Annotated in this window: 21 protein-coding genes; 12 read left to right on the plus strand and 9 right to left on the minus strand. The window is 72.7% G+C overall.

Translation table 11 applies throughout. The features are described 5' to 3' along the window. Positions 1–18 precede the first annotated feature (18 nt). The 6 genes from DEJ32_RS12915 to DEJ32_RS12940 all read left to right on the plus strand — a co-directional run bounded on the left by DEJ32_RS12915 (position 19) and on the right by DEJ32_RS12940 (position 5,799). Entirely contained in the window at positions 19–783 is a 765-nt protein-coding gene (locus DEJ32_RS12915; protein WP_110825876.1) for an ABC transporter ATP-binding protein, read from the plus strand. Then, the gene (locus tag DEJ32_RS12920) at positions 780–2,717 is read left to right on the plus strand and encodes an ABC transporter permease (protein ID WP_110901558.1); all 1,938 of its coding nucleotides are present in this window, start codon (positions 780–782) and stop codon (positions 2,715–2,717) included. Before DEJ32_RS12915 ends, DEJ32_RS12920 begins: the two co-directional genes overlap by 4 nt. 4 nt (positions 2,718–2,721) lie before the next feature. Then, entirely contained in the window at positions 2,722–4,062 is a 1,341-nt protein-coding gene (locus DEJ32_RS12925) for a sensor histidine kinase (protein WP_110901559.1), read from the plus strand. Beyond that, positions 4,059–4,739 carry a response regulator transcription factor gene (locus DEJ32_RS12930; protein ID WP_258369050.1) on the plus strand — a complete coding sequence of 227 codons (681 nt, stop codon included), beginning with the start codon at positions 4,059–4,061 and terminating at the stop codon, positions 4,737–4,739. The genes DEJ32_RS12925 and DEJ32_RS12930 overlap by 4 nt, the downstream gene beginning before the upstream one ends. A 43-nt stretch (positions 4,740–4,782) precedes the next feature. After that, entirely contained in the window at positions 4,783–5,295 is a 513-nt protein-coding gene (locus DEJ32_RS12935) for a GNAT family N-acetyltransferase (protein WP_110901560.1), read from the plus strand. Positions 5,296–5,439: 144 nt separating this feature from the next. Next, entirely contained in the window at positions 5,440–5,799 is a 360-nt protein-coding gene (locus DEJ32_RS12940; protein ID WP_110825880.1) for a hypothetical protein, read from the plus strand. A 114-nt stretch (positions 5,800–5,913) separates the two neighbouring features. On the opposite strand, the gene DEJ32_RS12945 is transcribed toward DEJ32_RS12940, so the two are convergent. Further along, positions 5,914–6,555, minus strand: coding sequence for a GntR family transcriptional regulator (locus tag DEJ32_RS12945; RefSeq protein ID WP_110901561.1), 642 nt, complete (start codon positions 6,553–6,555; stop codon positions 5,914–5,916). A gap of 93 nt (positions 6,556–6,648) precedes the next feature. On the opposite strand from DEJ32_RS12945, the gene DEJ32_RS12950 reads away from it, so the two are divergent. From DEJ32_RS12950 to DEJ32_RS12960, 3 genes are read left to right on the plus strand one after another with little or no spacing between them, the layout of a single operon-like run. Further along, positions 6,649–7,347 carry a DUF969 domain-containing protein gene (locus tag DEJ32_RS12950; protein ID WP_110901562.1) on the plus strand — a complete coding sequence of 233 codons (699 nt, stop codon included), beginning with the start codon at positions 6,649–6,651 and terminating at the stop codon, positions 7,345–7,347. Further along, on the plus strand, positions 7,344–8,414 hold the full coding sequence (locus DEJ32_RS12955) for a DUF979 domain-containing protein (protein WP_110901563.1): 1,071 nt from the start codon (positions 7,344–7,346) through the stop codon (positions 8,412–8,414). Before DEJ32_RS12950 ends, DEJ32_RS12955 begins: the two co-directional genes overlap by 4 nt. Beyond that, positions 8,401–9,474 (plus strand): DUF2891 domain-containing protein, encoded by a 1,074-nt coding sequence (locus tag DEJ32_RS12960; RefSeq protein ID WP_258369051.1) that lies wholly within the window; start codon positions 8,401–8,403, stop codon positions 9,472–9,474. The genes DEJ32_RS12955 and DEJ32_RS12960 overlap by 14 nt, the downstream gene beginning before the upstream one ends. Positions 9,475–9,496: 22 nt before the next feature. Here DEJ32_RS12960 and DEJ32_RS12965 read toward each other — a convergent pair whose 3' ends face one another. From DEJ32_RS12965 to map, 6 genes are all read right to left on the minus strand, one after another. After that, positions 9,497–9,802 (minus strand): putative quinol monooxygenase, encoded by a 306-nt coding sequence (locus DEJ32_RS12965; protein ID WP_110901564.1) that lies wholly within the window; start codon positions 9,800–9,802, stop codon positions 9,497–9,499. A 91-nt stretch (positions 9,803–9,893) separates the two neighbouring features. Beyond that, the gene (locus DEJ32_RS12970) at positions 9,894–10,835 is read right to left on the minus strand and encodes a biotin-dependent carboxyltransferase family protein (protein WP_110901565.1); all 942 of its coding nucleotides are present in this window, start codon (positions 10,833–10,835) and stop codon (positions 9,894–9,896) included. Beyond that, complete coding sequence (locus DEJ32_RS12975; protein ID WP_110890900.1) at positions 10,832–11,464, minus strand: allophanate hydrolase subunit 1; 633 nt, start codon at positions 11,462–11,464, stop codon at positions 10,832–10,834. The genes DEJ32_RS12970 and DEJ32_RS12975 overlap by 4 nt, the downstream gene beginning before the upstream one ends. Beyond that, the gene (locus DEJ32_RS12980) at positions 11,461–12,234 is read right to left on the minus strand and encodes a LamB/YcsF family protein (protein WP_110901566.1); all 774 of its coding nucleotides are present in this window, start codon (positions 12,232–12,234) and stop codon (positions 11,461–11,463) included. Before DEJ32_RS12980 ends, DEJ32_RS12975 begins: the two co-directional genes overlap by 4 nt. A gap of 90 nt (positions 12,235–12,324) precedes the next feature. Then, positions 12,325–13,056, minus strand: coding sequence for a hypothetical protein (locus tag DEJ32_RS16310; protein WP_181420673.1), 732 nt, complete (start codon positions 13,054–13,056; stop codon positions 12,325–12,327). A 114-nt stretch (positions 13,057–13,170) separates the two neighbouring features. Next, entirely contained in the window at positions 13,171–13,956 is a 786-nt protein-coding gene (map, locus tag DEJ32_RS12990) for a type I methionyl aminopeptidase (RefSeq protein WP_110901567.1), read from the minus strand. Positions 13,957–14,005: 49 nt separating this feature from the next. Here map and DEJ32_RS12995 point away from each other — a divergent pair, with 49 nt between their 5' ends. From DEJ32_RS12995 to DEJ32_RS13005, 3 genes are all read left to right on the plus strand, one after another. After that, the gene (locus tag DEJ32_RS12995; protein ID WP_110901568.1) at positions 14,006–14,293 is read left to right on the plus strand and encodes a helix-turn-helix domain-containing protein; all 288 of its coding nucleotides are present in this window, start codon (positions 14,006–14,008) and stop codon (positions 14,291–14,293) included. A 263-nt stretch (positions 14,294–14,556) separates the two neighbouring features. Next, positions 14,557–16,098 (plus strand): MFS transporter, encoded by a 1,542-nt coding sequence (locus tag DEJ32_RS13000; RefSeq protein ID WP_110901569.1) that lies wholly within the window; start codon positions 14,557–14,559, stop codon positions 16,096–16,098. A 185-nt stretch (positions 16,099–16,283) separates the two neighbouring features. Next, a complete protein-coding gene (locus DEJ32_RS13005) occupies positions 16,284–17,141 on the plus strand; it encodes a glycoside hydrolase family 16 protein (RefSeq protein ID WP_110901570.1) in 858 nt (285 codons plus the stop codon). Positions 17,142–17,238: 97 nt separating this feature from the next. Here DEJ32_RS13005 and DEJ32_RS13010 read toward each other — a convergent pair whose 3' ends face one another. Next, positions 17,239–19,365: an Ig-like domain repeat protein gene (locus DEJ32_RS13010; RefSeq protein ID WP_110901571.1), complete on the minus strand. Its 2,127-nt coding sequence runs from the start codon at positions 19,363–19,365 to the stop codon at positions 17,239–17,241. 115 nt (positions 19,366–19,480) lie between these two features. Beyond that, the gene (locus DEJ32_RS13015; RefSeq protein ID WP_258369052.1) at positions 19,481–20,671 is read right to left on the minus strand and encodes a HupE/UreJ family protein; all 1,191 of its coding nucleotides are present in this window, start codon (positions 20,669–20,671) and stop codon (positions 19,481–19,483) included. Positions 20,672–20,835 lie beyond the last annotated feature (164 nt).

Raw genomic sequence — 20,835 nt, forward strand, 5'->3', positions numbered from 1 at the left:
GACGGCTGTGATCGAGGCATGACAACGACCACCCCCACCCAGCCCCTCGTCCACCACGACACCGCGTTGGCGCTCCTCGGCGTCACCCGGACCCACGGCACCGGTGACGCGAGCGTGACCGCGCTCCGCGACGTCACCCTCGAACTCCACACCGGCTCCTGGACCGCGATCATGGGTCCTTCTGGCTCCGGGAAGTCGACCCTCCTGCAGATCGCCGCCGGCCTCGACCAGGTTGACTCCGGCCGCGTCGTCCTCGGCGGGACGGACATCACCGACGCCACGGACCACGAGCGCACGCTGCTGCGCCGCAACCGCATCGGGTTCGTCTTCCAGGCGTTCAACCTCATCGCGTCGCTGACCGCGGAGCAGAACGTCGCGCTGCCGCTCGAGCTCGCGGGCGGACACCCGTCCCGGCAGATGATCCGCGACGCCCTCGCCCGCGTCGGGCTGGGCGACCGGGTGGGACACCGGCCACGGGAGCTCTCCGGCGGGCAGCAACAGCGCGTCGCGATCGCCCGCGCGATGATCACCGCACCCGAGGTCCTGTTCGCCGACGAGCCGACCGGGGCGCTCGACTCCACCGCCGCCCGCGTGGTCCTGGCGATGATGCGCGAGATGACCGACGCCGGGCAGACCATCCTCATGGTCACCCACGACCCGGCTGCCGCGGCCGCCGCCGACTCCACCGTGTTCCTCCGCGACGGCCAGCTCGTCGACGCCCTCACCGGCGCCGACGCCGCCACGATCGCGAACCGCCTCGTCAGCCTGGAGACGGGACGATGAACCGCATCGCACTGAGCGGCTTCCGGGAACGCTGGCAGACGTACGTCGGCGCGATCGTCACCGTCGCCCTCGGCGTCGGGCTCGTGCAGGCGTCGCTGCTGCTCCTGCTGTCCGTGCTCGGCATGCAGCCGACGGCCGGCGCCGATGCGCTCACCCAGGCCCGGGCGGACGGCAGCAGGATCGTCGCGGTCACCGTCGTGTCCGTCACCCTCGGGTTCGCGGCCTTCCTCGCGGTGTTCATCATCGCGTCGACCTTCGCCTTCTCGGTCACCGAGCGGCGACGGGACCTCGCCCTGCTGCGCATCGTCGGAGCCGAGGTCGGGCAGGTACGACGGATGCTCCGTGGCGAGGCCGTCGTCCTCGGCCTCGCCGGGGCCGTGCTCGGCATCCCGGCCGGCATCGCACTGATGGCGGTGGAGACGCGCATGCTCGTGGCCGCCGGCTTCGTGCCGTCCGGCTTCTCCCCGTCCTGGCAGGTCTGGGTCGTGCCCGCGTCCCTCGCCGTCGGGATCGGCCTGGCGTCGGCGGGCGTCGCCGTCGCCGCGCGCCGAGCAGCGCGCATCGACCCGCTCGACGCGGTGCGGGAGACCGGCGCTGCCGCACGACCGATGACGCGGTCGCGATGGGTCGGCGGGCTGGTGCTCGCCGTGGTGACGGTCGCCCTGGTCGTCCTCGCACCCGTGGGCGGGCTCGCCGGCGCGCAGGCGATGGCGATGTCAGCGGGCATCACCGGCGCACTCGCGATCACGATGACCGCCCCGGTGCTCGTGCCGCTCGTGGCAGCCGTCCTCCCGCGTCCGCGTTCGGCGGTCGGGTCGCTGGCCGTCGCGGAACTCCGCGACGCCCGGACCCGCTCGGCCTCCACCGCCGCCCCGCTCGTCGTCCTGCTGGCCCTGGTGCTGAGCCAGCCGATCGCGATGCTGTCCTTCACCGACGCCGCGACCGCCCAGATCGCGCGGGGCACGGACGCGGACCTCGTGCTGCAGACGACCGGCGCGTTCACCGCGGACCCGGCTTCGGTGCCCGGGGTCGCGGCCGCGTCCACCGAGTGGGCCGTCCCCGTGCGGGTCCAGCCGTCCGGGTCGGCCGTCCCGGGTATGTCCGAGGAACTCGCGGGGACGCCGCTCGCCGTCACGACGGAGGCCCTCGTGGTCGATCCCGAGGGGTTCGCGGCGGCACACCCCGGTGCGCGTACCGCGATGCAGGACCTCGGCGGTCGGTCCGCGGCCCCCGGCCCCGGTGCGACCGGACTCGGTCTCGGACGAGCCGGGACCGTGGCCATCGGTGACCGTGCCCTCGGGGCGGTCCGGTTCGGTGTCCCCGTACCGGCCGGGAGCGCCGGGCAGGTCGGGATCGTCGTTCCCCGGGGCCTGGTGCCGGCGGACGTCCTGGCCGACAGTCCCGCGACCACGTTCGTCGTCCTCGACCAGGGTGCGGACCGCGACGCCGTCACCGCCGCCCTCGCCCGCATCGGGACGGTGGCGGAGACCGACGCCTGGGCCGAGGACGCCGGGGCCGCCGGGCTCGACCAGAACACCCGCGTCCTGCTCGTCGTGATGGCGGTCGGTGCGCTCTACGCGGTGATCGGTGTCCTCAACGCCGTCGCGATCGCGACCTCCGGCCGACGCCGGGACTTCGCGGTGGCCCGCGCGAGCGGGATGACGCGCGGACAGGTCCTGGCCGCGGCGACACTCGAGACCGTCCTCGTCGCCGGTTCAGCGGTCGGGCTGGCGCTCGTCGCGACCGCGATGACCGCGGCGGCCGTGCTCACCGGGACGGCCCAGGCCACGGGAGCAGCGGTGCTGCACGTGCCGTGGCTCCTCGTCGTCGCGGCGAGCGGCGGCGGGCTCGTCCTGACGGGGGCGGCCGGGCTCGTGGCGGCGGCGGTCGCGACGCGTCAGGGCCCCGCGACGCTCCTGGCAGCGCGAGGATAGGCCCGTGACGGAGAGACGACGACGGTACGTCGACGAGTGGCGCGGCTGGACCGGGCGGACCTGGTACCTCCTGACGGCACTCCCGGTGGACCTCGTCGGCTTCGTCGTCGTCCTGACCCTGCTGTGCCTGGGGATCGGGCTGGGGATCGTGTGGGTGGGGCTCCCGGTGCTGGCCGTGACCGTGCGGACCGGACGCCTGCTCGGGGTGTTCGCCCGCCGCCGGGCGGGCAGGGTCGGCGAGGTCCCGGATGCTCCGGACTGGACGGTCCGTCCGACCCTTCCGACCGGCGTCCCCGGCGTGCGGTTGGTGGCGCCGCTCGCGGACACCAGGAACTGGGCCGCGACCGTCCACACCCTCGCGACCTTCCCGGTGTCGGTCGCCACGTGGGTGGCCACCGTGACGTGGGGCGCGCTCGCACTGGGCGCCGTCACGTACCCGGCGTGGAGCTGGGCCGTCACCCCGGCCGACGACATCTGGCTCGAGCGGGTGGCCGCGGGCATCGGGGAGACCGGGCAGTGGACCGGGACGGTGCTCCGGCCGGTGGTCGTCGTCCTCGCCGGACTCGTCCTCGCCGCGACGTTCCCGTTCGTCACACGCGTCCTGGTCGTGCCGCACCTGGTGCTCGCCGGGCTCCTCCTCGGGGAGCGGCAGGACGTGCAGCTGCTCCGCGGGGCGCAGCGCGCCGAGGCCGGGCGTCGGGCCGCCCTCCTCGCCGAGGACGCCTCGCTCCGCCGGCTCGAGCGGGACATCCACGACGGCCCCCAGCAGCAGCTGCTCCGCCTGCAGTACGACCTGGCCATCGCCCTCCGCCGGTTCCCGGACGACACCGCAGCCGCCGAGCGGCTCGTCGAGGAGTCGTTGGACCGGTCGAAGGTCGTGCTCGAGACGATCCGGAACCTCTCCCGCGGACTCGCACCGCCGATCCTCCAGGACCGCGGTCTCGCGGCGGCCGTCCAGGCCCTGGCCGAGGACAGCGTCCTGCCGACGACGGCGGACGTCCGGCTGGACGCCGCCGGGGCCGGGCTCGCCGCCGTCGAGCGGAGTGCCTACGCGATCCTGTCGGAACTGCTCACGAACGTGACGAAGCACGCCCATGCGAGCAGCGCGACGATCCGGGCGGTGACCGCCCCGGGCGGCGACCTCGAACTGGAGGTCCGCGACGACGGGGTCGGCGGCGCCCGACTCGACCCCGGACACGGGCTGGACGGACTCCGGGACCGTGTGGAGGGCCTCCAGGGCGTCTTCGCGGTCACCAGCCCACCCGGGGGACCGACCGTGGTGCGGGTCCGCATCCCGGTCCCCGTCGAGGCACCGGCGACCGGAGGTCGTACCCTGGCCGGGTGACCCTCGGAGCAGGTGCAGTCCCCGCCGCGTTGCGCATCGTCCTCGCCGAGGACTCGGTCCTGCTCCGGGAGGGCACGATCCGCCTGCTCGAGGAGGCCGGGTTCACGATCGGCGGGTCGTACGGGGACGCCGGCGCCCTGCTCGCTGAGCTCGCGACCGTGCGACCGGACGTCGCCGTGCTCGACGTGCGGATGCCGCCCACGTTCCGGGACGAGGGTCTCCGCGCGGCGATCCGGATCCGGACCGAGCACCCCGAGGTGGCGGTGCTGCTGCTCAGTCAGTACGCGGAACTCGACTACGCACGAGAGCTCCTCGCGACCGGCGAACACCACGTCGGGTACCTGTTGAAGGACCGGATCTCGTCGATCGACGACCTCCGGGACGACGTCGCCCGGGTCGCCCGCGGCGGTCTGGTCCTCGACCCGCAGATCGTCCAGCGCCTCATCGCCCGCCGGACCGACCCGATCGAGCGCCTCACCCCGAGGGAACGCGACGTCCTCCGGCTCATCGCCGAGGGACAGACCAACCAGGCGGTCGCGCACCGGCTGCGCATCGCGGTCGCCTCCGTCGAGAAGCACATCAGCTCGATCTTCACCAAGCTCGACCTCGAACCGACACCCGACGCGCACCGGCGGGTGCTCGCCGTCCTCGCCTGGCTGCGGGGCGGCGGCGCCTGACGCCAGCGGGACCCTGACGACGCCGGACCGGGAGGACCACCGGATGCCACTGCCCGACCACATCGTGATCCGCCGCACCGGCCCCGAGGACTGGGCCGTGTTCCGCGACCTGCGCCTGCGCATGCTCGCGGACACCCCGCTCGCGTTCCTCGAGACCCTGGAGCACGCACGGCAGCTCGGCGAGGACGAGTGGCGTCGGCGCGCCGGCAGCGGTGCCGAGGCCGACACGCCCTGGTTCGTCGCGGAGGACGTGACGACCGGCGGGTGGGCGGGCATCATGGGCGGTCGACTCGACGGCGGGGACCCGCTCCTGGTCGGCGTCTTCGTCGACCCCGAGCACCGGGGGCGCGAGTCCGGCGTGACGGACGCGCTCCTGGACGGGGTGGAGGACTGGGCGCGGGGCCGGGGCGACCGGATCCTCCTGCACGTGCACGAGGACAACCCGCGCGCCATCGCCTTCTACCGTCGTCGTGGGTTCGTCCCCACCGGCCGACTCGTGCCCTACCCCCTGCCGCCGTACGGCGAGGAACGGGAGCTGCGCAAGGCCCTACGGTGAACGGTCCCGGTCGTCGCACGGCTGCGTCCGTCGACTGGTGCGGTCCGGCGACGCCGAAGTGTCCGCAGGACGCGCGCCCGTCCGGCCCACCTGGTGGGTTCCCGGCGAGCGGGGGCTTTCATGGTCTAGCGAAAGGGGCTCCCGATGAAGACCATCCACTACGACAACACCGTGATCCTCACGAGCGACGACGTCGCCGACGCCGTGATCGAGTACGCCGCGGCGCTCTCCGGCGGCGACCGGGCCGACACCGTGGCGGTGCCGTCGGTCGCCGAGGACGGCACCATGACGACGACGAAGATCCTCATCGGCCCGTCGAGCGAGGTCGTCGTCGCCGACGCGGAGGAGGACGAGCTCGAGCTCGAGAACGACGAGTTCGTGGCACGGCTGCGCGCCGCTGCCCGCACGTTCGGGCACGACACCGTCATCCACGCCGACACGCGGTCGGACCTGACGACGGGCGACGACGAGCCCGGAGCCCCGGCGGAGGCGGCGAAGCCCTGAGCGGGCACGCGGACGGTGGCCGGGACGCCGTCGGCGTGCAGCGCCGGACCCGGCCGTGGCCGGCACCCGGCCCGACCGCGGGCGCGCGCACGAGGGGGTCGGGCCTCCCAGCCGTCAGCCGGTGGTGGCGGCGGACCGCAGCGTCGCCTCCGCGTCGTCGAGGTAGTCGGCCAGGAGCGCTGCCGCGCCGTCCCGGTCGCCGGCCCGCAGCGCCGCGACGATGGCCTCGTTCCGGTCGACGAAGTCCGCGTGGAAAGCCGCCGGGTCGTCGGTGGTGAGGAACGCCAGGCGCATCTCGGCGAGCAGTGCGTCCATGAGCACGTGCAGCCGCTCGCTCGGCACGGCCCGCACGAGCTCGGAGTGGAACCGGATGTCCGCCGTGCCGACCGCGCGCCAGTCACCGGCGGCGGCCGCCGACCGCGCGTCGGACACCGCGGACGCTGCCGCGGCCAGGGCTGGGGACTCCGGGGTGCAGGCGCGGATGCCCGCCTCCTCGAGGACGCGCCGGGCCGCGTAGAGGTCCGTGACGTCAGCCACGGACAGGCGACGCACGAACACCCCGCGGTTGAAGACGTGCTCGACGAGCCGGTCGCGCGCGAGCAGCCGGAACGCCTCGCGCAGGGTGTTCCGCGAGACGCCGAACTGGTCGCTCAGGCGCTCCTCGGACAGCTGCGTGCCCGGCATGAACGCGCCGTCCGCGATCGAGGACCGCAGCCGTGCCGCGGTGGACTCTGCTCCGCTGACCGTCCGTGTCATGCCCCGATCCTCGCAGAGCACTCGTGTGACCGGCGTGTTACAGATCCGGACGGGTCTTGAGATTGTTCAACAATGCACGCCAGACTGGCCCGCATGTTCGTCCTCATCGGCGTCGCCGTCGTGATCATCGGCTTCGCGTTGCGCATCAATGCGCTGCTCGTGGTCACCGTGGCGGGCATCGTCACGGCAGCCATCGGCGGGATCGACCCCGTCGGCATCCTCACCGCGTTCGGCAACGGGTTCGCGTTGAGCCGGAGCGTCACGACGTTCGCGCTCGTGCTGCCCGTCATCGGTCTCATCGAGCGCTACGGACTCCAGGACCAGGCGAAGCGGCTCATCGCGAAGCTCGACAAGCTCACGACGGGCCGCATCCTCGCCGGGTACCTGGCGGTCCGGCAGGTCACCGCCGCGGTCGGCCTGACGAGCATCGGCGGGCCGGCGCAGACCGTCCGTCCGCTCGTGCACCCGATGGCGGAGGGTGCGGCGACCAAGAAGTACGGCCGCATCGACGAGCGGATGCGCGAGAAGATCAAGGGCTTCTCGGCGTCCTCCGACACCGTCGGGGTGTTCTTCGGCGAGGACGTCTTCGTCGCGGTCGGGTCGATCCTGCTCATCACGACCTTCGTCGACACCACGTACGGTCTCGCGCTCGAACCGATCGACCTGGCGCTGTGGGCGATCCCCACCGGCATCGCGGCGCTGATCGTGCACGGCATCCGCCTGCTCCTGCTCGACCGGAAGCTCGACAAGATGGCGGCCGACGTCCGCCAGACCGAGGGGGTCGCGGCATGATCACCAGCGAATGGCTCTACTGGCTCATCGGCGCGTTCTTCATCGCCGTCTCCGTGTTCATCGTCACGGACCGCTCCCACGCCAAGCGCCTCGGGAACGCCGCCTTCTGGGGCATCCTCGGGCTGTCGTTCTTCGCCGGCACCTTCGTCGTGTCCGGGGTGATCCCCGCCTGGGTGCTCGGGATCGCCGTCCTCGTGATGGTGGCGCTCGCCGGCCTCGGCTTCACCGGCACGACGAGCCGCACCCGCGTCGCGAGTGTCCCCGGCGCCGGGGTGGGCTCCGCGACCGGCCCGGCCGAGCCGACCGCCGTCACCACCCGCCCGAGCTCGAGCACGAGCGTCCTCGCGACGACGAGCCCGGACGAGCGCGCCGCGTTCGCGCAGCGGTACGGGAACAAGCTCTTCATCCCGGCGCTGGTGATCCCGGTCGTGGCGGTCCTCGTCGCCACCCTCGGCCCGCTCGTCCGGATCGCTGGGCAGCCGCTCCTGGCCGAGGGGAGCGCGACCCTGACCGGGCTCGGCATCGGCTCGATGCTCGCCGTGGTCGTCGCGGTGTTCGTGCTCCGTCCGCCGCGGCTCGACACCCCGGTCCGCGAGGGTGCACGGTTGCTGCAGGCGATCGGCTGGGCGGCGCTCCTGCCGCAGATGCTCTCGACACTCGGCATCGTGTTCACCCAGGCCGGCGTCGGCACGGCGGTCGGCACGATCATCAAGGCGGTCCTGCCGGACGGGTCCCTGTTCGCCGCGGTCGTCGTCTACTGCCTCGGGATGGCCCTGTTCACCGTCATCATGGGCAACGCCTTCGCGGCGTTCCCGATCATGACCGCCGCGATCGGCTGGCCGGTCCTGGTGCAGGGCTTCGACGGCAACCCCGCCGCGATCTTCGCGATCGGCATGCTCGCCGGCTTCTGCGGGACCCTGGTCACCCCGATGGCCGCGAACTTCAACCTGGTGCCCGCCGCCCTGCTCGAGATGCGGGACAAGTACGGGCCGATCAAGGCGCAGCTCCCGACCGCCGGGATCCTGCTCGTCGTCAACATGGGAGTGATGTACCTTGTCGCATTCTGACCCCGCCGGGTCGTCGTCCTCGTCGGCACCGGACCTGGCCCGCGCCGCCTGGGCCGCCGGCTTCGCCGCCGTCGCCCTCGACAACACCACGCGCGAGTACCCGTACGCCGCGCACCACGCGACGTCGGGTCCGGAGGACCGCGCGCTCCCCGTCGAGCTGCACCCCGCCTTCGCCACGTCGTACGACTGGCACTCGTCCGTGCACATGCACTGGCTCGCGACGCGCCTGGTCGCGTACGGCGTGCCCGCCGACCTGGAGGCCCGGATCACCTCCGTCCTGCAGGCGCACCTCTCCGCCGACCACCTCGCGACCGAGGCCGCGTACCTCCGCGCCACGCCGCACTACGAACGGCCCTACGGCTGGGCGTGGCTGATGCGGCTCGCCGCCGAGGTCTCCGCCTCCGAGGTGCCGGCGGTCCGCGCACTCGCGCCGGGTTTCGCGCCCGTGGTCGAGGTGCTCGAGGACCTGGTCACCCGCTGGGTCGAGGGCGCTGCGCACCCGGTCCGGCACGGCGTCCACTCGAACTCCGCGTTCGGGCTGCTGCTCGTGCTCGAGGGTGCCCGGTCGCTCGGCCGGACCGAGCTCGTCGCCACGGTCGAGCGCACCGCCCGCGAGTGGTTCGGCGCCGACGCCGGGTGGCCGTTCGCGTGGGAGCGCAGCGGGCACGACTTCCTGTCCGCCGGGTTGGCCGAGGCAGACCTCATGCGTTCGGTGTTGCCGGCGTCCGAGTTCGAGACCTGGGCGCGGGCGTTCTTCTCCGAGGTCTCCGCCGGTGACGCGATCCTGACCCCGACCACCGTCCGCGACGAGAACGACCCGCAGCAGGTGCACCTCTTCGGCCTCGACCTGTCCCGGGCCGGATCGGCACGGCGCATCGCCGACGCCCTCCGCTCCGCCGACGCCGAGGACGCCGACCTCACGGCCCTGCTGGACGGCGCGGCCGACCGGCTGCTCGCCTCGGGGCTCGCCGCGAGCGTCGGCGAGGAGTACTACTCCACGCACTGGTTGGCGAGCTTCGCGTGGGACGCCATGGAGGCCCGGGAGCACGCAGCCCGCTGATCCTGCCGCACCGCGACGAGTGTCAGCGCAACGGGATGGTCCGACCGAAGGTCTTCGTGACCGGCGGGGCGGCGAGCACCGCGCCGAGCGCCTCCGCCGCGCCCTCGGGGGTGGCGCGCCAGGCGACGTAGGCGTCATGGTCCTCGGCGGTGGCCCAGCGCTCCAGCACGACCATGCGCGTCGGGTCCTCGTCGTCGACCAGGACCTCGAGCGACTCGTTGCCCTGCCGGGCTGCGGTCTGCGCGAGGGTCTCCCGGATCGCGGCCTCGACCGTGTCCGCTGCGACGTCGTTCCGGATCTGGACCTCGAGGAAGACGGTCATCGTCATGGTGTGCACCTTTCGTCGTCGGACCCCGTCCGCTGACAGCGCCCCGTGACGGCAACCACGACCGGCGGGGAGTTGTTCCGGGTGCGCTGCGTCAGCGGGCGATGCGGAAGCGCAGCGTGTCACCGGGGCGGAGCTGCGCCGCACGGTCGACGGACTCCGGCGTCAGGACCGCCACGACCGGGTAACCGCCGGTGACCGGGTGGTCGGCGAGGAACAGCACGGGGGAGCCGGCCGGCGGGACCTGCAGCGAGCCGGTCTCGACGCCCTCGCTGGGGAGCTCGCGGGTGACCGCACGCACGAGGGAGGCGTCTGCGGTGGTGCGGACCCCGACCCGGTCGCTGTCCGGGGTGACGTGGAAGTCCTGACCGGTCAGGGTGGCCCGCCAGTCCGGTGTGAACCAGTCGTCACGGGGACCGGGCACGATGTCGAGCACCACGGGGTCGCCGGGCCGGGGCAGGAGCGGCGGCGGCACCGCGTCGACCACCGGCCAGGGGCCGACGCCGAGCCCGTCCCCGGCCGTCGCCGTACCGTCCGTGGTCGGCGCGGCACCGTGCACGGCGGGCCCGACCGGCAGGACGTCCCCGGCCGACAGCGGTGCGGGACCGAGCTGCGCGAGCGAGTCCCACGACCGACTGTCGAGCACCGGTTCGACCGCGATGCCTCCGCGGACGGCGACGTACGCGCGGAGTCGGCCCTCCGGCAGCCCGACCCGCAGGGTGTCGCCGGGCTCGAGGAGGAGCACCTCGTAGGCGGCCGCACCGCGCACTCGTCCGTCCGCGCGTTCGATCGACACCGGACACGGTGCCCCGGTGACGGCGGCGACCACGTGCGCGTCGGTGCGGAGCGCGACGGAGCCGAGGAGGGCCTCCAGGACGGCAGCGTGCGGACGGTTGCCCACCATCCGGTTCGCCAGTGCGGCCGACCCCCGGTCCGCGGGGCCGGCCGCACCCAGCCCCATGTCGCTCAGTCCGGGACGGCCGAGGTCCTGTGTCGTCACGCCGTAACCGACCTGCACGACGGTCAGGGCACTCACGACCGTGCCGCCGCGTCGACGAACCGCAACCGGACGCCGGCCGGTGCGAGCGCCGGCGGGGTGCGGTCGAGCGACCACATCGGCACCTCGGTCCGGCCGATGAGCTGCCAGCCGCCGGGGGAGGTCCGCGGGTAGACGGCGCTGAACTCGCCGGCCAGGGCGACGGCGCCGCTCGGGACGGCGGTGCGCGAGGTGTCGCGGCGGGGCAGGTCGAGCGACGGTGCGGTGCCGGTCAGGTAGCTGAAGCCGGGGGCGAAGCCGCAGAAGGCACTCGTCCAGACCTGCCCGGTGTGCCAGGCGACGAGCTCCCCGCGGGTCATGCCGGTGAGCGCGCCGACGGCGTCGAGGTCGGCGCCGTCGTAGGTGACCGGGACCACGACCGGGTCGCGGTCTGCGCGGTCGTCCGAGGGGCGCACCGGCTCGACGTCCGACAGGAGCGCGCGGAGTCGTCCCGCGTCGGTGGCGGTCGGGTCGAAACGGAGGAGGAGGGTCCGCGCACCGGAGACCACTTCGGTGACCCCGGGCAGCGCGGCCGCGGTGAGGCCGGCGCGGAACGCCACGACGTCGGTGAGGGTGTCGAACGTCGCCAGCAGCGCTGTCGCCCCGGCGACCCGGACGTCGGGCGTCATGCCGCGGCGGCGGTCGAGAACGCCGTGATGCCGACGCCCTGTTCCCTCAGGAGCGTCCGGATCGCCCGCGCCATCGCGACGGCGTCGGGGGAGTCACCGTGCACACAGATGGAGTCCGCCGCCACGCGGACCTCGGAGCCGTCGACCGCGGTCGCGACCCCCTCGGTGACCATGCGGAGCACGCGGGCGGCGACCTCGTCCGGGTCGTGCAGCACCGACCCCGGGCGGCTGCGGGACACGAGCGACCCGTCCGGCTCGTAGGCGCGGTCGGCGAAGGCCTCGCGCACCGCGCGGAGCCCGTGGCGTTCTGCGGCGAGCACCAGCTCCGAGCCGGGGAGGGCGAGGACCGACAGGGACGGGTCGACGTCGGCGACCGCGCGGACGACCGTCTCGGCCTGCACCGGGTCGGCGCAGGCGGTGTTGTACAGCGCGCCGTGCGGCTTGACGTACGTGACGGCGGTCCCGGCGACCCGGGCGGCCGCGGTGAGCGCGCCGAGCTGGTGCACGACCTCGGCGTACAGCTCGTCCGGGGTGACCGAGACAGGGCGGCGGCCGAAGCCGAGCAGGTCCCGGTACGCCACGTGTGCCCCGACGGCCACCCCGCGCTCGGCTGCAGCCCGGCACGTGGCGAGCATGATCGTCGGGTCGCCGGCGTGGGCCCCGCAGGCGATGTTCGCGCTGGACACCACGTCGAGCATCGCGTCGTCGTCGCCCGCGATCCAGGCGCCGAAGCCCTCGCCGAGGTCGCTGTTCAGGTCGATCGTGGGCACGCGGACCTCCTGTCGGGATTGTTCAACAATGTAGCGCCCGCCGCCGGCCGTGTCACCGTCGGGATCCCCGGCGGCGATGCGTCGACCCGGCTACAGCGCGTCGACGAACATCTGCGTCGCGAGCGGGACGTTCGTCGTGTTCGACGTCGGGTCCCACCCCACCAGCGCGACGACGTCACCGCCGACCCTGGCGGTGTGGCCGACGAGCGTGAACGCGTTGCCGCCGACGGTGCCGCGCACGCGCCAGCCGATCGCCTCGTCGGTACCGGTCAGGGACGGCTCCGCCGTCTCGACGGTGGTCTCGATCGGCTTGCCCTGCATCGAGAACAACGCCGAGCCGTCCGCGCACCGGGTCAGAGCACTGCGAGCGTCCTCGACCAGGTCCGTCGCGGCAGCGGTCTCCCCGGTGCTGGCGACGACGGCGGTCATCGACCGGTCGTTGCTCGTGCCGAACACCACGGTCCCGGCGTCGTCCGAGGTGTCCCACCCGACGCCGAACGGGGCGAGGCAGCTGGCATCGGAGACCGTCAGGCCCGGGTAGACGGAGTCGAGCATCGCGTCTGTCGTGGTGAACTCGGCGGGCCTGAACTGGATGCGCTGGAACACGCCGGTCAGCTCGGCCTCGGTGTGGGCGGACGCGCGACCGCCCGTCGACGACGCCGACGGCGTGGGCGCCGCGCTCGTCACCGGGGCGCTCGGGGCGGGCGCCGGTGTCCGGGCTCCCGCACCGCCGGTGGTGTCGTCCCCGCCGCCGGAGCAGCCCGCCAGGGTCAGTGCCAGGACGGCTGCGGCCGCGGCGACGGGAATGGTGGTGGTGCGCATCGGTGTCCCCCTCGTGTCGACGGCCCCCTCGACCGCCCGACGCGTCGAGGCTATCCGGCGACCGGGCTGTCCGGCGACCGGGCTGTCCGGCGACCGGGCCATCCGGCGACCGGGCTACCCGTCGACCGGGCCGGAGGGCAGGGTGAGGACCTCGGCCCCGTCCTCGGTGATCGCGATGGTGTGCTCGCTGTGGGCGGTCCGGCAGCCGGTCGCGCTGCGGAGCGTCCACCCGTCGGCGTCGGTGACGAGCTCGTCGGTGTCGACCATCACCCACGGCTCGAGTGCGAGCAGGAGGCCCGGACGCAGCGTGTACCCGCGACCCGGGCGGCCGTCGTTCGCCACGTGCGGGTCCTGGTGCATGGTCGAGCCGATGCCGTGCCCGCCGAAGTCGAGGTTGATCGGGTAGCCGGCCTCGGTGAGGACGGACCCGATGGCGTGTGACAGGTCCCCGAGCCGTGCGCCCGGGCGGGCGGCCGCGATCCCGGCGGCCAGGGCCCGCTCGGTGGTCTCGATGAGCGCGACGCTCTCCTCCGGACGGCTCGTCCCGACGACGAAGCTGATCGCGGAGTCGGCCGCGTAGCCCTGGTGCACGACGGCGAGGTCGAGCGTCAGCAGGTCCCCGTCGGCCAGGGCGCGGTCGTGCGGCAGACCGTGCAGGACGGCGTCGTTCACGGCGGTGCAGATGTGGTGACCGAAGGGGCCGCGCCCGAACGACGGGGCGTAGTCGACGTAGCACGACGTGGCCCCGGCGGCGGTGATCATCTCGGCCGCCCACCGGTCGAGGTCGAGCAGGTTCGTGCCGACCGTGGTGCGGCTCCGCAGCGTCTGCAGGATGTCGGCCACCAGGGCGCCGGCGGCGCGGGCCCGGGGGAGCTCGGCCGGGGTGAGGATCTCGATCATGCGGGTGCCGTTTCCGTTCCGATTGTCATACCGGTATTATCATAGGTGCATGGTCCGTCTCCCGCTCTCCCCGGTCGACCTCGAACGCGGGCGGCGCCTCGGTGCCGTGCTCCGGTCCGCACGTGGCACCCGGTCGATGCTCGAGGTCGCGCTCGAGGCCGGTGTCTCGCCGGAGACGCTGCGGAAGGTCGAGACCGGACGGATCGCGACGCCGTCCTTCCCGACCGTGGCGGCGCTCGCCGGCGTGCTCGGCCTGTCCCTCGACACCGTGTGGGCCGAGGTGTGTGCGCAGCGCGAGCCCGAGCGCTCCGCGGTCGGAGCGGCACCCCGGCCCTGAGCCCTGAGCCCTGAGCCCTGAGCACAGCGCCCCGAGCACAGCGCCCCGAGTCCAGCGGTGTGCGGCCGTTCGTGCGGCGCGGTGCTGTCTGCTACCGTCGTCGTGCCAGAACCAAGGGGGCTGCCCGTCACGCGAGAACGACGGTCGGCTCGTGTACCGCTCCCTGTCGGTGCCACCCCGCGTCCTTCGGTTCGCACCCCTCGTGCCTCTCGTCGTGCGGTCCCACCGCCGGAGCACGGTCCGTGTCGTCCGAAGGAGCCCTCATGCGCACAGCCATGCCCGGATCCCGCCGCACCCTGCGCGGCAACCCGATCGCCACCCTCGTCGCCGTCTGCTTCGGCCTGTTCATGGTCGGCCTCGACGCCACCGTCGTGTCGATCGCGAACCCCGCGATCGCCGCCGACCTCGGCACCACCTTCACCCAGCTGCAGTGGATCACGAACGCCTACCTGCTCGCCCTGGCGGTGTTCCTCATCCTCGGCGGCAAGCTCGGGGACCGGTTCGGCCGCCGCCGCATGTACCTGATCGGGGTCGTCGCGTTCGCGCTGGCCTCGGTCGCGATCGGCCTCGTGGGGACCGCCACGGGCGTGATCGTCTTCCGTGCCGTGCAGGGGCTCAGCGCCGCGCTGCTCATGCCGCAGACCCTCGCGCTGCTGCGGGCGACCTTCCCGAAGGAGCGGTTCGGCGTCGCCGTCGGTGTCTGGGGCGGTGCGTCCTCGGTGGCCATCGCGGCCGGTCCGATCGTCGCCGGCGTGCTCGTCGCCGCACTCGGCTGGGAGTCCGTCTTCTTCGTGAACGCCCCGATCGCCCTGATCGGCCTGGTGTTCGGCGGGCTCGTCCTGCGGGAGTCCACCGCTCCCCACCGCGGACGCTTCGACGTGCCCGGCGTGGTGCTGCTCGCGCTCGGTCTGTTCGGCATCGTGCTGGCCGTCGTCCAGTCCGAGTCGTGGGGGTGGGGGAGCCCGCTCACGCTCGGGGTGCTGCTCGGTGGTGCCGCGCTGCTCGTGGTCTTCGTGCTGGTCGAGCTGCGCGTGACCGACCCGCTGCTGCCGATGTCGCTGTTCCGGTCGTCGACGCTCTCGATCGGTGGCCTGGCCGTCGGCGCGAACTTCTTCGCGATGCTCGGCGTGACGTTCTTCCTGTCCCTGTACATGCTCAACCTGCGCGGGGTGACCGGTCTGCAGGCGGGGCTCATGCAGCTCCCGCTGAGCGGCGTCTCGATCATCGCGTCACCGATCGGCGCGGCACTCGTGGCGCGGCTCGGCATCCGCCGGACGCTCACCATCGGTCTGCTCATGGTCGGGGTCGCGCTGTTCGCCCTGACCGGCACCACGCAGGACTCCGCGTACGTCGGGATGGCGGTCCCGTTCGTCGTCTTCGCCCTCGGGGCTGGCTTCACGATGACGGCCGGTGCCGAGGCCGTCGTCGGCAGCGCCCCGGTGCAGCTCGCCGGGGTCGCCGGCGGGTTCCAGGCCACCGCGCTGCAGCTCGGCGGTGCGCTCGGCACCTCGGTGCTCTCCGCCGTGGTCAGCGCCGGGGTGCTCTCGGGCACCGCCGGGCTCGGACTCGCGAGCGCTGACCGGCAGGGGCTCGCCCAGGGCATCGTGCCCGCGGGGCTCGGTCCGGCGGCGTCGGCGGCCGCCCGCGATGCGTTCCTCGGGGGCATGCACACCGCCTTCGTCGTCGCCGGTGTGGTCGCGGTCGTCGTGGCGGTCCTCGCCGCCGTCTTCGTCCGGTCCGGTGGCACGTCCGCACCGGCCGCGGTGCTCGAGGAGACGGTCGAGGCCACCGGCGGGCACGCCTGATCGGCGCACCCCGAGCCGTCCGGGAGGCCCGTGGCGCGACCCGCCACGGGCCTCCCGTCCGTCCTGCGGTCACCGCGCCGTCTGGCCGCGCAGCGCGGGAGACCCGGACGGGGGCATGGTGTTCCGGCGGAACGTGTCGTCTACTGTTCCTCTGCCCGATGACAGCACACCGTGCCGGAGGACCCATGACGAAGGACGACCAGTCCCGCGCCGACGGCGCGATCGACCGCCGCCGCCTGCTCACGCTCGGCCTGGGCGCCGCCGCGGCGGTCGGGCTGACGGGCGTCGCGACACTGCGGCCGGAGGCTGCCCGAGCGGCCACGGCGCCGACGCTCCTCGCCGCCGACGAGTTCGACGGAGCGGCAGGCAGCGCCCCGAACCCGGGCATCTGGCGCCACGACCTGGGTGGCGGCGGCTGGGGCAACGGGGAACTCGAGGTCTACACCGACTCGCGGCGGAACTCGGCACTCGACGGCAGCGGCAACCTCGCGATCACCGCGCGGCGCGAGGCCGACGGCTCGTACACGTCCGCCCGCCTGACGACGCAGGGCACGTACTCCGTGCAGTACGGCCGGGTCGAGGCCCGCATCAAGATCCCGCGCGGGCAGGGCATCTGGCCCGCGTTCTGGATGCTCGGAACCGATCTGCCGCAGGTCGGGTGGCCGGCGTGCGGCGAGATCGACGTCATGGAGAACATCGGACGCGAGCCCGGGACGATCCACGGCACCGTGCACGGACCCGGGTACTCCGGGGCCGAGGGCATCGGTACGGCGGCGACGCTGCCGAGCGGTGCCTTCGCGGACGCCTTCCACGTCTACGCGGTGGACTGGCGACCGGGCTCGATCAGCTGGTCCGTCGACGGTGCGACCTACCGGACGATCACGCCCGCGGACACGAACGGGGACCCGTGGGTGTTCGACAAGCCGTTCTTCGTGGTCCTCAACGTCGCGGTCGGCGGCGGATGGCCGGGTGCGCCGGACGCGACGACCGCGTTCCCGCAGCAGATGCTCGTCGACTGGATCCGGGTCTGGCAGAACGCCTGAGTCCCCGAACCGACGGCCCGTCCACGCTCCGCTGACCGACGGGGAGAGGGCCCCGTGGTGGTCACCACGGGGCCCTCTCGTCGTGCATCGTCGGTCGTTACCGCTTGACCGAGATGGTCGGGCTGGTGCTGGCCGAGACCGTTGCGGTGCTGGTGAAGACGGCGTGCAGCCTGCGCGTGCCCTTCGCGAGCGAGATGTCCTTCGAGCCGGTGCCGTTGCCGATCGAGACGGTGGTGAGCTTCACCGAACCGTCGTAGATGGTCGCCGTGCCCTTGACCGAGACGACACCCGGGGCGGTCACCGTGACGGTCGCCCTGCCGCCGGAGTACCGGAGCGACGTGGTCGACGCGGCCTTCTCGACGGTGACGGTCGTGGGTGCCGTGGTCGACGAGCTGGTGCCGGCGAACGCCGAGCTGCTGGTGAACGACGCCGTGATCGGGTGCGCCCCGACGGCCAGCGTGTTCGACAGCGTGATCGACGCCGTGTCGCCCGTGACCGGCGCGGTGCCGATGACCGTCGTGCCGTCCGAGAAGGTCACCGTGCCCTGCTGGTCGCCGATGCCGCCGCCGATGGTGGCGGTGACGACGACGGGCTTCGCCGTGCGGTAGGCCTGCTTCGCCGCGGAGGTGGTGACCGTGGTGGTGGTCGCCGGCAGCTCTGCGTGCAGGGTGAAGTCGTCGACGGTGGAGCCGATCGGCGCCGGGTCGGCCGAGGCCGTCGGCTTGAGGGTCACGCCGCAGCTGTCGACGTTCCCGTGCTGGACGGCCGAGTTGAGCGTGGTGCAGTCGCCCGCACGGACGTTCGTGACGGCGAGGTTGTCGTCCGTGACCGACACCTTGACGTAGGTCCGGACGTGCTCCTGGTTCTCCACCGAGTTGGCGAAGTGACGCTGACCGGTCGGGTCGAGCGGGTCGGCGCCGTAGCCCTGCGTGGCGTCCGGGGTGGTCAGGTCGTAGTACTTCGACCCCGACGCGGAGTTGGCGGTGAGGTAGATGACGCCACCGGGTCCGGCGAAGACGTCCTCGGCACCCGGCTGCTCGTCCGGGTTGGCCTTCTTGCCGTTCTTGATCGCGTAGCTGCGCGAGTAGGAGTGGTCGTGGCCCTGCAGGACGACGTCGACACCCATCTCCGAGAAGGCGCGGGTGAAGTCGAAGCGGCGCTGCTGGTTGTCACGGTCGTTCGCGTGGTCGGCCGGCGAGTAGATCGAGTGGTGGTAGACGAGCGCGGTCCACTTCGCGTCGTCGCCGTGACGCGAGATGACGTCGCGGACGTAGTTCACGTGCGCCGCGTCGGAACCGGCGGCGTAGGCGTTCGAGTTGATGTCGATGAACAGGACGCCCTTGTACATGTACCAGTAGTCGCCACCCGAGTTCGCGGTGGTGTTGCCGCCCGGGTAGAAGTCCGGCACGCGGAGGGAGTTCGGCAGCTGGTTGTGCTGCTCGTACGCCTTGCCGCCGACGTCGTGGTTGCCGATGGTCGAGGCCCACGGGTAGCGCTTGAGGACGTCGCTGCTGTCGGCGAACGCACCCCACTGGTACTCGTTGTTCGCGTTCTCGACCTGGTCGCCACCGGAGACGAGGAGCTCGGCGTCCTTCTCCTTCGTGGTCGCGTACTGCAGCGTGTCGGCCCAGCCGGCGCCGTCCTCGTCGGTGAAGCCCGACGAACCGATCTGCGGGTCGCCGAAGAACAGGAAGTCGAAGTCGCCGCTGAAGCTCTTCGTCGTGAACGTGTACGGGGCGGACCAGGCCGACCCGTCCGCGGCACCGACGTGGTAGGTGTACGTGGTGTTCGGCTCGAGGTCCGAGATCGTCGCGTGGGCGTTGATGTAGCCGGCCTCGGCGGTGATGCCCGGGATCGAGCGGGTCGACCGGTCGGTCGTGCTCGTGTCGGCTGCCGTGTTGGCGGCCTCCGACGCGTCGATCGTCTTCTTCGCGTCGGTGAAGACACCGCCGGTCATGCTGTCGGTCTTCTGGATCTCGAGCGACTGGGCGACGTTCGCGGGGAAGTACCACGAGGCGATGCGCTGGCTCTCGGTGGCACCGACGCCGAGCAGGATGTGGAGCGGGCCGGTCGAGATGTTGCTCGTCGGGGTGTTCGTGGCCGCGGTCGCCGGGTTGGAGCCGACGAGGCAGGCGCCCGCGATGAGGGCGGCGCCGATGACGGCCCCGCCGAAGCGGAGGGTGGTGGTTCTGCGCCGGGAAGGGGCGCCGGACAGGAGACTCATGTGGGTCCGTTCTCGAGGGAAGGGATGGTGCAGCAGAGAGACTCTGCATCGCCCTGGTGGATGGTGAGTAAACGCTGTGTGACCATCCGTCTCACAGCGCCGAAGCGGTAAGAGATCAACCCTCGACGAGCCGTTGGACGAACCAGATCATCCCCATCACGAAGACACCGGCCGTCACCGCCCCGGTGACCCACAGCGACGCGATGTGTGCCTTGCGTCGCAGGAGCGACAGCGGCGGGAAGACGATGACGATGATCGCGAGCTGGACCGCCTCGATGCCGACGTTGAAGATGAGGAGCGACACGAGCAGCTGCCACGAGAACGCCTCCTGGATGCCGAGGGCACCGGCGAACCCGAGTCCGTGGATGAGTCCGAACGCGAAGACCACAGCGAGACGCGACCACCCCGACCGGTCCAGGGCGAACCGGCCGTGGTCGGCCACGACCAGCTCGTCTGCGCGCGACCGGCGCTGGAACAGCCGCCAGAGGTACCACCCGGCGACCGCCGCGATCGACAGCGCGATGAGCGGTTCGACGACGATCGACGGCGGACTCACGACGCCGAGCGCGGCGAGGATGAACGTGATCGAGTGGGCGATGGTGAACGCCGACGCCGTGTAGACGACCTCGCGCAGCCGTCGGGAGCCGGCGATGAGCGCGATGAGGAACAGGATGTGGTCGATCCCGGTCAGCAGGTGCTCGGCGCCGAGGGTGAAGAACTCCCAGAACCGTGCGCCCGCGGACTGCTCCGTGGAGAACGACGGCTCGTCGGCGTCGAGCGTCGCGGTGCCCTCCTGGTCGTCGACGTCGTACGTGACGATCGTCTTGGTGTCCTGCACGAACGTCTCGCTGTCCGGGAACAGCTCCGAGCGCACCACGTGGCCGGACGCGGTGTGTCCGGGCTCCGGGCACGCGAAGTCCGCCGTGAGCATGGCGTACGGGACCTCGTCGCGCATCTCGACACGGACCGAGTCGTCGAGCGTGCCGGTGCACTCGTGCCCACCGGACGTCACCGCGAAGCGGTCGAACACGTACCGGCCGATCGAGTCGAGGTGCGCCTCGGCGGCTCGCACCATCCCGGCGTCGTCACCGTCGTCCCAGGCCGCCTGACCCTGGCGGTAGAGCGCGTCGTCGTCCTCGCTCGTGCCGACGGACACGAGCATGAGGTCGTACTCGAGCCCGAGTCCGGCGCGGACCGTGTCGGCACCGTCACCGCTGACGTCCGCGTAGACGACGGAGCTGAAGCCGTGCGCGCTCGCAGCCGACGCTCCGCCGAGCAGGCTCAGGACGACCGTGCCGAACAGCACGAGGGCTGCGACGATCCGCGTGACGGGCGGGGGGAGGAGGGCTGTCTCTTATACACATCTCCGAGCCCACGAGACATCTCAGGAAATCGTATGCCGTCTTCTGCTTGAAAAAAAAAAATACCCACCTGGGTGGCGAAGACTTCGACAGCAGTATGATCAACTAC

The organism is Curtobacterium sp. MCPF17_046 (genome assembly GCF_003224295.1).
Classification (GTDB): domain Bacteria; phylum Actinomycetota; class Actinomycetes; order Actinomycetales; family Microbacteriaceae; genus Curtobacterium.

Coding starts and splice junctions, on each gene's coding strand:
- DEJ32_RS12915 (WP_110825876.1), top strand. CDS start 19: ATGACAACGACCACCCCCACCCAGCCCCTCGTCCACCACGACACCGCG.
- DEJ32_RS12920 (WP_110901558.1), top strand. CDS start 780: ATGAACCGCATCGCACTGAGCGGCTTCCGGGAACGCTGGCAGACGTAC.
- DEJ32_RS12935 (WP_110901560.1), top strand. CDS start 4,783: ATGCCACTGCCCGACCACATCGTGATCCGCCGCACCGGCCCCGAGGAC.
- DEJ32_RS12940 (WP_110825880.1), top strand. CDS start 5,440: ATGAAGACCATCCACTACGACAACACCGTGATCCTCACGAGCGACGAC.
- DEJ32_RS12945 (WP_110901561.1), bottom strand. CDS start 6,555: ATGACACGGACGGTCAGCGGAGCAGAGTCCACCGCGGCACGGCTGCGG.
- DEJ32_RS12950 (WP_110901562.1), top strand. CDS start 6,649: ATGTTCGTCCTCATCGGCGTCGCCGTCGTGATCATCGGCTTCGCGTTG.
- DEJ32_RS12955 (WP_110901563.1), top strand. CDS start 7,344: ATGATCACCAGCGAATGGCTCTACTGGCTCATCGGCGCGTTCTTCATC.
- DEJ32_RS12965 (WP_110901564.1), bottom strand. CDS start 9,802: ATGACGATGACCGTCTTCCTCGAGGTCCAGATCCGGAACGACGTCGCA.
- DEJ32_RS12975 (WP_110890900.1), bottom strand. CDS start 11,464: ATGACGCCCGACGTCCGGGTCGCCGGGGCGACAGCGCTGCTGGCGACG.
- DEJ32_RS16310 (WP_181420673.1), bottom strand. CDS start 13,056: ATGCGCACCACCACCATTCCCGTCGCCGCGGCCGCAGCCGTCCTGGCA.
- map (WP_110901567.1), bottom strand. CDS start 13,956: ATGATCGAGATCCTCACCCCGGCCGAGCTCCCCCGGGCCCGCGCCGCC.
- DEJ32_RS12995 (WP_110901568.1), top strand. CDS start 14,006: ATGGTCCGTCTCCCGCTCTCCCCGGTCGACCTCGAACGCGGGCGGCGC.
- DEJ32_RS13000 (WP_110901569.1), top strand. CDS start 14,557: ATGCGCACAGCCATGCCCGGATCCCGCCGCACCCTGCGCGGCAACCCG.
- DEJ32_RS13005 (WP_110901570.1), top strand. CDS start 16,284: ATGACGAAGGACGACCAGTCCCGCGCCGACGGCGCGATCGACCGCCGC.
- DEJ32_RS13010 (WP_110901571.1), bottom strand. CDS start 19,365: ATGAGTCTCCTGTCCGGCGCCCCTTCCCGGCGCAGAACCACCACCCTC.